This window comes from Halomonas sp. JS92-SW72, from assembly GCF_003547075.1.
GTDB lineage: Bacteria > Pseudomonadota > Gammaproteobacteria > Pseudomonadales > Halomonadaceae > Halomonas > Halomonas alkalicola.
On record NZ_CP032147.1, the window covers coordinates 2,290,490 to 2,303,199 of the forward strand.

Here is a 12,710-nt window from a genome sequence, read left to right on the forward strand (position 1 = left end):
CACTCTCTTGAAGGCACGGCAACCATTGTGCCGCTTGACAGGCCTTGGCATCCATCACCATCATTCTATCGAATTATAGAATGATGGCAGAAGGAGCCTTCCCGTGAACAGCCTCATCATCATCAACGACCCGCCCTACGGCACCGAACGCCTCTATAACGGCCTGCGCCTCGCCCACGCCCTGCTCAAGCGCGAGCACCAGGTGACGGTCTTCCTGATGGGGGACGCCGTCTCCGGCGCCAAGGCAGGCCAGAAGACACCAGAGGGCTTCTACAACGCCGAGCGCATGGTCAGGCGGGTCACCACCAGGGGTCGCGTGCTGCTGTGCGGCACCTGCCTGGATGCCCGTGGCATCACCGACGAGGAGGTCGTGGAGGCCGCCGAGCGCAGCACCATGGACGCCCTGGCCGAGGCCACCGAGCAGGCCGACAAGGTCATGGTGTTCTGATCCCTTCCACACCGAGGAGCGATATGCCCATGGAACCGGCGCGTCGAGAAAAGCAGAACGTGGCCATCCTGGTGACCAGCCAGATGCTGTTCATGGTGGCCTCGATCACCGTGATGACCCTGAGCGGCGTGGTGGGCCAGCGGCTCAGCCCCGACCCGGAGCTAGCCACCCTGCCCATCGCCATGATGATGCTGGGCACGGTGGTTTCCACCCTGCCCGCCTCGCTCTTCATGAAGCGTGTGGGCCGGCGCCGCGGCTTCATCACCGGGGCGAGCCTGGGCGGCGTGGTCGGCGGCCTGCTGAGCTTCGGCGCCGTGGCGATGGGATCCTTCTGGCTGTTCTGCGCCGGCAACCTGCTGCTCGGGCTCTACCAGGGCTTCGCCATGTACTACCGCTTCGCCGCCGCCGATGTGGCGAGCCCCGCCTTTCGCAGCCGGGCGATCTCCTTCGTCATGGCGGGTGGGGTGGCTGCGGCCTTCCTCGGCCCCTGGAACGCCAGCGCCGCCAGCGATCTGATCGCCGGCGTGCCCGCCGGCGGCCCCTACCTGGTGATCGCCCTCCTCGCCCTGCTGGCCATCGGCCTGCTCAGCCAGCTGCGGGTACCCCCCAGCGGTGAGCCGCAGCCCGGCGAAGCGTCCAGCCCCCTGGCGACCATCGTCGCCCGGCCGAGCTTCCGGGTGGCGGTGCTCGCTGGCGCGGTGGGCTACGCCATCATGATACTGGTGATGACCGCCACCCCGCTGGCCATGCGCTCCCGGGGTTTCGAGATGAGCCAGGTCGCCTTCATCATGCAGTGGCACGTGCTGGGCATGTTTGCGCCCTCCTTCTTCACCGGAGGCCTGATCGCTCGCTACGGCTTCCCGCGGATCCTGCTGGCGGGCACGCTGCTGCTCACCGGCACGGTGTTGGTGGCCAACCTGGGCGCCAGCCTGGCCCACTTCTGGGTGGCGCTGGTGCTGCTGGGCATCGGCTGGAACTTCCTGTTCGTGGGCGGCAGTGCCCTGCTCTCCACGGTGCACAGCGAGGCCGAGCGCGGCAAGGTCCAGGGCGTGAACGACCTGATCATCTTCTCGCTGGTCGCCCTGGGCTCGCTGATGGCCGGCGCGCTGCTGCACCGTCTGGACTGGGGGGCCCTCAACCTGGTCATGCTGCCGGCCATCCTGCTGGTGATGCTGGCCGCGCTGTGGCTCGGTTTCAGCCAGCGCACACAGGCCACGCCAAGCGGCTCCTGAATCACCGATTCACGACCACTCCCCGGAGTTTCGTCAGATGAGCCCCCACGACGACCCTTACCGTCACGGCATTCGCGAGAACCTTCACCAGTTCAGCCATCAGCTGGGCCAGGTCTTCCTGGTCGGTCTCACCATCGGCATGATGCGCACTGTGGTGCCGGCACTGGCGGAATCCGAGTTCGGCGTCGCCGAGGGCTCCTTCATGATGCTGACGTCATTCGTGGTAGCCTTCGGCTTCGTGAAGGGCGCCCTGAACTTCGTGGCGGGGCGGCTCGCCGAGCACATCGGGCGCAGGAAGGTGCTGCTGTTCGGCTGGCTATCGGCCATCCCGATTCCGTTCATGGTGCTCTACGCCCCCTCCTGGGGCTGGATCGTCGCCGCCACCGTGCTGCTCGGCATCAACCAGGGGCTCTGCTGGTCGATGACCCAGACCGCCAAGATGGACATCACCCGGGCCGACGAGCGCGGCTTCACCATGGGCATGAACGAGTTCTCGGGATACGTGGGGGTCGCCGTGGCGGGGATCGTCACCGGCTATCTGGCGATGGGGCTCGGTCCACGCCTGGGGCTCTTCGTGTTCGGTACCGCGGTGATCACCCTGGCCATCGTGCTGACCCTGACCTCGATCCGCGAGACGCACGCCTGGGCCAGAGCGGAGAGCGCTCGCCACGCCAGCGGCAACCCCGACGGCCCGAGGGCCAGGATCTCGCGGCTGGTCTCGGACGCCCCGACCGCCGGCGAGATGTTCGCACTGATGAGCTGGCGTGACCGACGCATGGCGGCCTTCAGCCAGGCAGGCCTGGTGGAGAAGTTCGTCGACGCCCTGGTGTGGGTCTTCTATCCGGTCTTCCTCTATCAGCAGGGCCTGGGCCTCGACGCCATCGGCTGGGTGGTGGGGATCTACGGCTTCGTATGGGGCGGTTCCCAGTTCGTCACCGGCCGACTGTCGGACCATGTCGGCCGCCTCAAGCCCATCGTCTGGGGCATGTGGATCTGCGGCGGGGGCGTGGCCCTGACGCTGCTCGGCAGCGGCGTGACCTGGTGGTCCTTCGCGGCCGCCGTCACCGGTTTCGGCATGGCACTGCTCTACCCCAACCTGAGCGCGGCGGTGGCGGACATCTCCCACCCCAACTGGCGCAGCTCCGCCATCGGCATCTACCGCTTCTGGCGCGACCTCGGCTACGGCATCGGTGCCCTGGCCTTCGGCCTGGTGGCCCACCTCACCGGCGCCGTTACCGCCGGCTTCTGGTTCGTGGCCATCGCCATGTTCCTCTCGGGCGCCCTGGTCATGGCCTGGGGCGAAGAGACCCACCCGCGGCTCAACCCACAGTCGAGCCCCCAGGAACGACCCTGAGGAGCGCGACCCGGCGCCGGGGGCTCTCAAGTGCGGGTCCGCTCAGAACAGCCCCAGCTGGCGGTCGATCAGGGTGGCGAAGTCGTCGCCCACGAAGGGCAGGATGGCGTCGGCCACCGGCTGGAGCTGGCGGGTCAGGTAGTGGTCGGTGTCGATGGGCGAGCGGTGGGCCTCCAGGGGCTCGGGGCCGGCCAGGGTCATCACGTAGCGGATCCAGCCGCCGTGCTGGTACTGGCGCGGCCGCCCGAGGCGGTCGTTCTCGGCATCGGCGAGCCTGGCCGCCCGCACGTGAGGCGGCACGTTGCGGCGGTAGTCGTCCAGGCGCCGGCGCAGCCGCTTGCGATACACCAGCCGCTCGTCGAACTCCCCCGACCGCGCGCGCGCCAGAAAGGCCTGCACGTAGTCGCGCACATACTCCCGCCAGGGCTCGTCGGTGAAGACCCGCCGGTAGAGCTCCTGCTGGAACGCCTTGGCGAGCTCCGTCCAGTCGGTGCGCACCGTCTCGAGCCCCTTGAACACCAGCCGTTCCTGGCCCTCCGCGTCCCGCACCAGCCCCGCATAGCGCTTCTTGCTGCCCGCCTCGGCGCCGCGGATGGTGGGCATCAGGAAGCGCCGATAGTGGGTCTCGAACTGCAGCTCCAGGGCACTCGCGAGGCCATACGCCTCGGCCAGGTGCTCGCGCCACCAGGCGTTGACCTGTTCCACCAGCCGATGGCCGATCGCGGCCGCCTCCGCTTCCTGGCAGGGGCGCCCCAGCCAGACGAAGGTGGAGTCGGTGTCGCCGTAGATAACGGTATACCCTTCACCCTCGATCAGCTCCCGGGTGCGGTGCATGATGGCGTGGCCGCGCATGGTGATCGAAGAGGCCAGCCGCGCATCGAAGAAACGGCACCCCTTGGAGCCCAGCACCCCGTAGAAGCTGTTCATGATGATCTTGAGCGCCTGGGAGAGCGGCGCATTGCCGGCACGCTTGGCGGCCTCGCGCCCGGCCCACACCCCCTCGACGATGGCCGGCAGGGCGTGGCAGGTGCGCGAGAAGCGCGCGCCGCGAAAGCCCGGCACCGAGACGGCGTCCGAGGGCTCGGCGAGCCCCTCCACCAGCCCCGCCGGGTCGATCAGGAAGCTGCGGATGATCGAGGGGTAGAGACTCTTGAAGTCGAGCACCAGCACCGAATCGTAGAGGCCTGGGCGGGAGTCCATCACGAAGCCGCCCGGGCTCTCGGCGTCCTCTCCCTCGCCGAGGCTCGGCGCCACCAGGCCCAGGCGATGCAGCCGCGGCAGGTAGAGGTGGGTGAAGGCCGCCACCGAGCCGCCGCTGCGGTCGGCGGGCAGGCCGGTCACCGCGGCCCGCTCGAGCAGGAAGTCCAGCAGTTCGGCCCTGGCGAAGATCCGCGTGACCAGCTCGCAGTCCTGGAGGTTGTAGCGGGCCAGCGCCGGCTTGTCCTCGGCGAACAGGCGCAGGATCTCGTCCAGGCGCTGGTAGGGGTTGTCGATCGCCTTGCCCTCGCCGAGCAGTTCCCGGGCCACGCTCTCCAGGCTGAAGGAGGGGAAGTGCCAGGTGGCCGAGCGCAGCGCCTCGATGCCGTCGATGATCAGCCGCCCGGCGGCGGCGGCGAAGAAGTGGTTGGGCTGATGGCCGTGGGCGCGCCATTCGAGCTCGCTGCCCCCGCGGCCGAGCCTGAGCGGCACGCCGAGCCGCTCGGCGTGGTCGCGCAGCACCCGCAGGTCGAACTGCACCAGGTTCCAGCCGATGATGGCGTCGGGGTCATGCTCGGCGAACCAGGCGTTGAGGCGCCGGAGCAACTCGGCGCGACTCGCGCAGTACTCGAGCGCGAAGTCGTGATCGCCCGCCGCCCCGTTGGCCGGCCCCAGCATATAGACCTGGCGCTGGCCGCACCCCTCAAGGGCGATGGAATAGAGCTCGCCTCGGCCGCTGGTCTCGATATCCAGCGACACCGTGCGCAGCCGCGGGCGATAGGCCGGGGCCGGGCGCAGGCGCGCCTCGGCTAGGCCGCCCTGTCCATCTACCTTGCCCGTGACCTCGACGGGGGCGGTGATAAAGCGCTCCATCAGATAGCGCTCCGGTGGGCGGATATCGGCCTCGTAGAGCGCCAGGCCGGCCTCCCCCAGGCGCCGCTCGAGCCGGAGCAGCTGGCGGTACTGTTCGCAGTAGAGGCCGAGCACGGGGCGGTGTTGGAAGTCGCGCAGCTCGAGCTCGCGCAGCGTCACGCCGGGCTCGCCGGCCAGCAGCGCCTCGGCCTGCGCTCGCTGCTCGGCGGGCAGGAAGGCCACCGATGTCTGAACCGGCAGGCGCACCAGCAGCGGCCCCTGGTCGGTGGCAAGCCACAGGGTGACCTCGGTGCCTCGGGGCGTGTCCTCCCAGTGGCGGGTCAGGATAAAGCCTTGGCGGGTGATGCCCTCACCCCGGGCGCTGCCATGGTGCGTCAACTGCCCTACTCCAGACCCGCCAGCCGGCGCAGGCCCAGGGTGGCCTCTGCCGTGGCCAGCCACGCCACCAGGCCGACATTGAGCGCCACGCAGCCCCAGAGGATGGCGCCGAAGGGCTGCTTGCGGGTCTTGTGGCGGAAGGCGCGCCGGGCCAGCAGCGCCCCGGGCCAGCCCCCCGCCAGAGCCACCAGATGCAGGGTCGACTCGGGGACGCGGCGGCGATCGCAACGAGCCGCGGCCTTGTCGATGCCGTAGAGGGCCGCGGCCGCCAGGCTCGCCGGCAGGTAGAGGCCGATCAGCCAGGTCATTTGGCCGGCACCTCGATGATCAGATCCGATGTGAACAACGGTGGGTTGAACTCGTCGGGATACCCGCCAGGGTTGGCGACAATACGCGTTCCCGACACTTCCAGGTCTACCGGCTCATGCACATGGCCGTGGACCCACAGGTCCATGCGGCCCATCAGCCGCGGCAGATGGGAGGCGAAGGCCGGCGACAGGGCATCACCGCGGTAGCGCGGCGGAATACCCTCGGCCAGGGGGGCATGGTGGCTAATCACCACCCGGGGACCGCTGAACGGCTCCACAAGCTCCGCCTCCAGCCAGGCCAGCGCCTCGGCATGCAGGCGGCGGCTCTCGGCCGGGGTGAAGACCTCCCCTTCCGGCTGCTCGATGATGCGGAAATCCGGCATCAGGGCCAGCGCCCTGGCCTCGGTCAGCGCCGGGTCGTGATCGGGCTGGCCGGCATGGAGGGCGAAATCGGTCCATAGGGTCGTGCCGTGGAAACATACACCGCCGAGGGTCAGGGTGTGATTGTCCAGCAGATGGATGCCCAGCCGAGCGGCTTCGGTAGCCAGTTCACGGCGCAGGGCCGGCATGCAGGTGCCGTAGAATTCGTGGTTGCCGGGTACATAGAGGATCGGCGTACCGGCGAAGCACTCTGCTGCCCAGGCGAGCCCACGGGTGCCAGAGTGAATGTCACCGGCCAGGATTACCGCATCGGCGTTGACCTCCGGCAGCTCCCTCGCAGTGTCGAAGTGTTCCAGATGAAGATCCGAAAGTACCCTCAGGCGCATCGTCGGTCCCTTGCAGCGAGCCATTTCGGCCAGTGTGATACACCCGCCGGAGGAACTCTACTTCCCGGTCAGCACCTCGAAGACTCGCCGGGTCCCCTCCCGGTTGCGCCGCTGCTGGTCGCGATACTCATCGGTGTCGATCTCGGGCCAGCGCTCGCCGCGGCGCTTCACCACCGGCAGGCCCGGCTCGCCGTGGTGCCAGAGCCGGTGGGGCACCTCCACCTCCCGGACCCCGCCACCGTCCAGGTCGACATGCCACACATGGTGGTAGTCCCTGGGGCGGCGATGCGTGCCCGGCGCGTCGAGGCGCAGCAGCCTGGGGCTGCGGGTCGTCTCGATCAGGTTGCCGCTCCAGGCCTGGCGCGTCTCCCGGGCCGGCGCCAGCCACAGCTGCCAGGCCACCATCGGCAGGGCCAGAGCGAGCAGCAGCAGGATGCGTCGAAGCGTGCGTGGGAGCTTCTCCATGGTGGCCTCCCTGGTGCCGGGTCAGTCGTAGTGCACCGCCAGCCACACGGTCGCCTCGTCCGGATCGGTCCAGGCGACCCGGTGCCGTCGGTGGGCGGAAATCAGCAGGTGGTCCCCGGGGCCGAGTGAAACCTCCTCGCCGTCCTCGAAGGCGACCACGCCGCGGCCCCTGAGTACCAGCACCCACTCGTGGCGCGGCTGGTCGTACCAGCCGGTCTCGGGCGAGGTATGCCCCCGGGAGACGATGCGCTCCACCGTCACCGAATCCCCTCTGACGAGTTCCTCGAAACGCTCCTCGGGAAGGCGATCGGGAATCCCCTGGAACAGATTCGCCACGGCTCAGAGCCCCTCGACGTGGGCGATCATGCGCCGGCGCATCGCCTCGTCCGGCAGCTCGCCGCGCGCGCCCCCCATGTTGTCGATCATGTGGCGGGCGCGGCTGGTGGCCGGGGTGGCCACGGTCACCGCCGGGTGGCTGATCACGAACTTGAGGAAGAGCTGGGCCCAGGAGTGGGCATCGAACTCGGCGGCCCAGTCCGGCACCTCATGGCCGCGCACCCGCTCCCAGAGCCGGGTGCGCCCGAAGGGGGCATAGACCAGCACGCCGATGCCGCGGTCACGGGCCAGGGGCAGGATGCGCTCCTCCATGAAGCGATTGTCGATGGCGTAGTCGATGCCGACGGTGTCCAGTGGCTCACGTTCCATGATTTGCTCGAGCGCCTCGTAGTGTCGTTCGAAGGTGGTGGTCACGCCGATATGGCGCACCCGCCCCTCCTCGCGAAGCTCCTTGAGCAGCCCGAGCTGGGTCGGCACGTCGCCCAGGTTGTGCACCTGGATTAGGTCCAGCGGCGTCTTGCCCAGGCGCCGGAAGGAGGTCTCGATCTGCGCGCGAGCCGCCTCCGGGTCGGCGCTGCCGCCATTGCGGCCCGCCACGTTGACCTTGGTGGCCCAGAAGAGCGTCTCGGAGAGACCAAGCTCCGCGGCGAGCTCGCCGGCCACCGCCTCGGAGGCGCCATAGCCCGGCGCGGTGTCGAAGACCCGCCCGCCCTCATTGACCAGCGTCTGCAGCACCTCGCGCAGGGCGGCGACATCCTCGCTACGGGCGACGCTGGCGAAGGTGGCCGAGCTGCCGAGCCCCACCGCCGGAACGCGCACGCCGGTGGAGGGGATGGCGCGAGTGATCAGCTCCCCGCGAGGCGGCTGGGCGAGCAGGCCCGTGGAGAGCGGCAGGGTGGCGGCGGCACCGGCCGCCAGGCAGAGCTTGAGGGTATCGCGACGCGAGATCATGAGGGTCTCCCTTGTGAATCGAGGGTCGTGCTGAAGGCCGGGGCATCCGCCTCGGCGGCGATGCGCCCCTGGGTGCGGCCCAGCCAGAGCGCCAGGGCCGCCCAGGCGAGCGCCAGGGGCACGGCGACGCTGGCCACCGCGGCCAGGCCCATGCCGAGACGACCCAGCGCGCCCTCGACCTGGGCACCCACCACGTCGCCGGCGCGGTAAACGAAGGTGTCGATGGCGGCCTTGGCCTTGTACTTCTCCTCCCGGCTGGTGACCGTATAGAGGGTCTCCCGGGCGGGGCGCATCAGGGCGCGCTGCACGGCTCGGAAGGCCGCCTCGAAGGCGATCAGCGCGGCGAGGGAACCGACCATCGCCAGGCCAATGAAGCCCAGCAGGGTGGTCATCGGCAGCAGCGCCAGGGTGAAGGCCACGCCTAGCCGCTTCATCAGGTGGCCGGCCACCAGCGCCTGCATCACCAGGGTCGCCACCTGGGTGATCAGGTCGATGCGCGCGAACCAGGCGGTACGCAGGTCCAGGTCATCGCCCATGGCGGCCACCATCTGCAGCCGCGTGAAGTAGAGGAAGGTGGCCATGATGGCGAGTATCACCACGTAGGCGGCGATGCCGAGCAGGTAGCGCGACCGGGTCAGGGCGCGCAGCCCAGCCCAGGCGCTGCCGCCGATCCGCTCGCGCTCGTCCACCACCGGGGCCTGGGCCTCGTCATCGCTCTCCCGAGGTCGATGGGGCTGGCAGAGGGCCACGCCGCAGGCGGCAGTGAGCGCCAGCAGCAGGAAGCCGATGGCCACCAGCAGCAGCGCCGGGGTACCCAGCGGCTCGGCCAGCCGTCCGGCCAGCCAGGGTCCGAAGATCGCCCCGCAGGTGCCGCCCACGGCGATCAGCCCGAAGAAGCGCTTGCCCTGGACCAGCGAGAAGCGGTCGGCCATCAGCGCCCAGAAGAGCATGGTGACGAAGAGGTTGAAGACGCTGAACCAGACGTAGAAGACCTGGCCGGAGGCCACGCCGACCGCGCCGGGGGCCAGCGTCATCAGCAGGTAGAAGGCGCCGAGGCTGGCGGCGAAAAAGAGGTAGGTGGCGGCGATGAAGCGCAGCCGCGGCAGGCGGCTGACCAGCAGGCCGAACAGCGGGTTGACCAGCAGGGTCACCAGGGCGGTGCCCATGAAAAGCCAGCGCACCGCCTCGATGCCGCCGCGCAGCCCCAAGGCCTCCCGAGCAGGACGCAGCACCATCAGGGCGGTGAGCACGCAGAAGAAGAAGAGCACCGCCAGCAGCACCGGCAGGCGCTCCTCGGGTCGCACATTGAACAGGCGCTGAATGGTATCAGGCATCCAGAGGGTCCTTTAGGGTTCCTCTTGACCTTAGCAGGCATCCACCGGGGCTTCTTTTCGGGCCCGCCCTTCCCCGCCTGTGTAACCCGACCCACACGGCGCCGACCAAAGTGCTAGGCCCCATGGGACGGGGCTTGCTTAACATTGTCGACAGTCTCGCGTAGAATCGTGGCCATCCCGGATGGGGGTATTTGCACCCCCGATTCCCGTGCCAGAGGCATGTTTCGGCGAGGATGGTGCCGATTCGCGTCACTCTGGCTCCACTAGCAATGAGGGCCACACCGTGCTTGAAGCCTATCGCCAACATGTCGAGGAACGCGCCGCCGAAGGCGTGCCGCCGAAGCCGCTGAACGCCGAGCAGGTCGCCGCCCTGGTCGAACTGCTGAAGGCTCCGCCGGCCGGCGAAGAGGAGTTTGTCCTCGACCTGATCACCAACCGCGTTCCGCCGGGTGTTGACGAGGCCGCCTACGTGAAGGCCGGTTTCCTCACCGCCATCGCCAAGGGCGAGGCCGAGTCGCCGCTGATCGACCGGATCCACGCGGTGAAGCTGCTAGGCACCATGCAGGGCGGCTACAACATCGTCTCCCTGGTCGAGCTGCTGGACGACGCCGAGCTTGCCAAGGAAGTGGGCGAGCAGCTCAAGCACACCCTGCTGATGTTCGACGCCTTCCACGACGTGGAAGAGCGTGCCAAGGCCGGCAACGCCGTGGCCAAGGACGTCATCCAGTCCTGGGCCGACGCCGAGTGGTTCCTCTCCAAGCCCGCCCTAGAAGAGAAGATCACCCTGACCGTCTTCAAGGTGCCGGGCGAGACCAACACCGACGACCTCTCCCCGGCCCCGGACGCCTGGTCGCGCCCCGACATCCCGGTGCACGCCAACGCCATGCTCAAGAACGAGCGTGACGGCATCAGCCCCGAAGTGCCCGGCACCACCGGCCCGCTGAAGCAGATCGAGGAAGTGAAGGCCAAGGGCTTCCCGGTCGCCTACGTCGGCGACGTGGTCGGCACCGGCTCCTCGCGCAAGTCCGCCACCAACTCGGTGCTGTGGTTCTTCGGCGACGACATCCCCTACGTGCCCAACAAGCGCGCCGGCGGCTTCTGCTTCGGCGGCAAGATCGCCCCGATCTTCTTCAACACCATGGAAGATTCCGGCGCCCTGCCCGTCGAGATGGACGTCTCCAAGATGGAGATGGGCGACGTCATCGACGTCTACCCCTACGAGGGCAAGGTGTGCAAGCACGGCACCGATGAGGTGCTGACCACCTTCGAACTCAAGACCCAGGTGATCCTCGACGAGGTGCGCGCCGGTGGCCGTATCCCGCTGATCATCGGCCGCGGCCTGACCACCAAGGCGCGCGAGTCGCTTGGCCTGCCCGCCTCCGACGTCTTCCGCCTGCCGGAGCAGCCCGCCGATACCGGCAAGGGCTACACCCTGGCCCAGAAGATGGTCGGCAAGGCCTGCGGCATGGAGGGCGTGCGCCCGGGCATGTACTGCGAGCCGAAGATGACCACCGTGGGCTCCCAGGACACCACCGGCCCGATGACCCGTGACGAGCTCAAGGACCTCGCCTGCCTCGGCTTCCAGGCCGACCTGGTGATGCAGTCCTTCTGTCACACCGCCGCCTACCCGAAGCCGGTCGACGTGGACACCCACCACACCCTGCCCGACTTCATCATGAACCGCGGCGGCGTCTCCCTGCGTCCGGGCGACGGCATCATCCACAGCTGGCTGAACCGCATGCTGCTGCCCGACACCGTCGGCACCGGCGGCGACTCCCACACCCGCTTCCCGCTGGGCATCTCCTTCCCGGCAGGCTCGGGCCTGGTGGCCTTCGCCGCCGCCACCGGCGTGATGCCGCTGGACATGCCGGAGTCCGTGCTGGTGCGCTTCAAGGGCAAGCGTCAGCCCGGCGTCACCCTGCGTGACCTGGTCCACGCCATCCCCTACTACGCCATCCAGAAGGGGCTCTTGACCGTCGAGAAGTCCGGCAAGAAGAACGCCTTCTCCGGTCGCGTGCTGGAAATCGAGGGCCTCGAGGACCTCACCGTCGAGCAGGCCTTCGAACTCTCCGACGCCTCTGCCGAGCGCTCCGCCGCGGGCTGCACCATCACCCTCTCCGAGGAGAGCGTGAGCGAGTACCTGAAGTCCAACATCACCCTGCTCAAGTGGATGATCGCCAACGGCTACGGCGACCGCCGTACCATCGAGCGCCGCATCCAGGGTATGGAGGAGTGGCTGGCCAACCCGAGCCTGATGCGCGCCGACAAGGACGCCGAGTACGCCGAGGTCATCGAGATCGACCTCGAAGAGCTCAAGGAGCCGGTACTCTGCGCCCCGAACGACCCGGACGATGCCCGCCTGCTCTCCGAAGTGGCCGGCGAGAAGATCGACGAAGTCTTCATCGGCTCGTGCATGACCAACATCGGCCACTTCCGCGCCGCGGGCAAGCTGCTCGAGAAGCAGCCGGCCGGCAGCCTGAAGACCCGCCTGTGGCTGGCCCCGCCGACCAAGATGGACCAGCACCAGCTGACCGAGGAAGGCTACTACGGCATCTACGGTCGCGCCGGTGCGCGTATGGAGATGCCGGGCTGCTCGCTGTGCATGGGCAACCAGGCACGCGTGGCCGCCAAGTCCACCGTGGTATCCACCTCCACCCGCAACTTCCCGAACCGCCTCGGTGACGGTGCCAACGTGTACCTCGCCTCCGCGGAGCTGGCGGCCGTGGCCGCCGTGGAAGGTCGCCTGCCCACCGTCGACGAATATCGCCGCTACATGGGCGAGTTCGACGCCATGGCCGGCGAGATCTATCGTTACATGAACTTCCACGAGATCGAGGAGTATCAGAACGCCGCTTCCAACGTGATTCCCGTCACCCAGGAAGCCTGATACCCTTAGCTTCGACTCCGATGCTCGCAACATCGAATGGCCGCCTGCGCGGCGGCCTGAGCCGATGACAGAAGCGCCCCCAGCGGGGGCGCTTTTTTCGTTTTGGCGCCACTAGATGGCAATGGCGCCCTTCCAAAATTGTCAATCTTTTACAATCGTCAAGAGAGAAGGGCCTGGTCG

The 12,710-nt window shown here is 68.5% G+C and carries 11 protein-coding genes; 4 read left to right on the forward strand and 7 right to left on the reverse strand.

Annotation, left to right across the window (positions count from 1 at the left end; all coding sequences use genetic code 11):
- Positions 1 to 103: 103 nt before the first annotated feature.
- From D1793_RS10770 to D1793_RS10780, 3 genes are read left to right on the forward strand one after another with little or no spacing between them, the layout of a single operon-like run.
- A complete protein-coding gene (locus tag D1793_RS10770) occupies positions 104 to 448 on the forward strand; it encodes a DsrE family protein (RefSeq protein WP_119022169.1) in 345 nt (114 codons plus the stop codon).
- 23 nt (positions 449 to 471) lie between these two features.
- The gene (locus D1793_RS10775) at positions 472 to 1,680 is read left to right on the forward strand and encodes an MFS transporter (RefSeq protein ID WP_119022170.1); all 1,209 of its coding nucleotides are present in this window, start codon (positions 472 to 474) and stop codon (positions 1,678 to 1,680) included.
- A 37-nt stretch (positions 1,681 to 1,717) separates the two neighbouring features.
- On the forward strand, positions 1,718 to 3,034 hold the full coding sequence (locus D1793_RS10780; RefSeq protein WP_119022171.1) for an MFS transporter: 1,317 nt from the start codon (positions 1,718 to 1,720) through the stop codon (positions 3,032 to 3,034).
- Positions 3,035 to 3,076: 42 nt separating this feature from the next.
- On the opposite strand, the gene D1793_RS10785 is transcribed toward D1793_RS10780, so the two are convergent.
- The 7 genes from D1793_RS10785 to D1793_RS10815 are packed head-to-tail and all read right to left on the reverse strand — an operon-like array spanning position 3,077 to position 9,643.
- Positions 3,077 to 5,482 (reverse strand): DNA polymerase II, encoded by a 2,406-nt coding sequence (locus tag D1793_RS10785; RefSeq protein ID WP_240407654.1) that lies wholly within the window; start codon positions 5,480 to 5,482, stop codon positions 3,077 to 3,079.
- A gap of 5 nt (positions 5,483 to 5,487) precedes the next feature.
- On the reverse strand, positions 5,488 to 5,790 hold the full coding sequence (locus D1793_RS10790) for a DUF1294 domain-containing protein (protein WP_119022172.1): 303 nt from the start codon (positions 5,788 to 5,790) through the stop codon (positions 5,488 to 5,490).
- A complete protein-coding gene (locus tag D1793_RS10795) occupies positions 5,787 to 6,557 on the reverse strand; it encodes a metallophosphoesterase (RefSeq protein WP_119022173.1) in 771 nt (256 codons plus the stop codon). The genes D1793_RS10790 and D1793_RS10795 overlap by 4 nt, the downstream gene beginning before the upstream one ends.
- 57 nt (positions 6,558 to 6,614) lie before the next feature.
- On the reverse strand, positions 6,615 to 7,022 hold the full coding sequence (locus tag D1793_RS10800) for a hypothetical protein (RefSeq protein ID WP_119022174.1): 408 nt from the start codon (positions 7,020 to 7,022) through the stop codon (positions 6,615 to 6,617).
- Positions 7,023 to 7,043: 21 nt separating this feature from the next.
- On the reverse strand, positions 7,044 to 7,358 hold the full coding sequence (locus tag D1793_RS10805; protein WP_119022175.1) for a cupin domain-containing protein: 315 nt from the start codon (positions 7,356 to 7,358) through the stop codon (positions 7,044 to 7,046).
- Positions 7,359 to 7,361: 3 nt separating this feature from the next.
- Positions 7,362 to 8,309, reverse strand: a complete 948-nt coding sequence (locus D1793_RS10810; RefSeq protein WP_119022176.1) for an aldo/keto reductase — start codon at positions 8,307 to 8,309, stop codon at positions 7,362 to 7,364.
- A complete protein-coding gene (locus D1793_RS10815) occupies positions 8,306 to 9,643 on the reverse strand; it encodes an MFS transporter (protein ID WP_119022177.1) in 1,338 nt (445 codons plus the stop codon). Before D1793_RS10815 ends, D1793_RS10810 begins: the two co-directional genes overlap by 4 nt.
- Before the next feature lie 283 nt (positions 9,644 to 9,926).
- On the opposite strand from D1793_RS10815, the gene acnB reads away from it, so the two are divergent.
- On the forward strand, positions 9,927 to 12,530 hold the full coding sequence (acnB, locus tag D1793_RS10820) for a bifunctional aconitate hydratase 2/2-methylisocitrate dehydratase (protein ID WP_119022178.1): 2,604 nt from the start codon (positions 9,927 to 9,929) through the stop codon (positions 12,528 to 12,530).
- Positions 12,531 to 12,710: the final 180 nt, after the last annotated feature.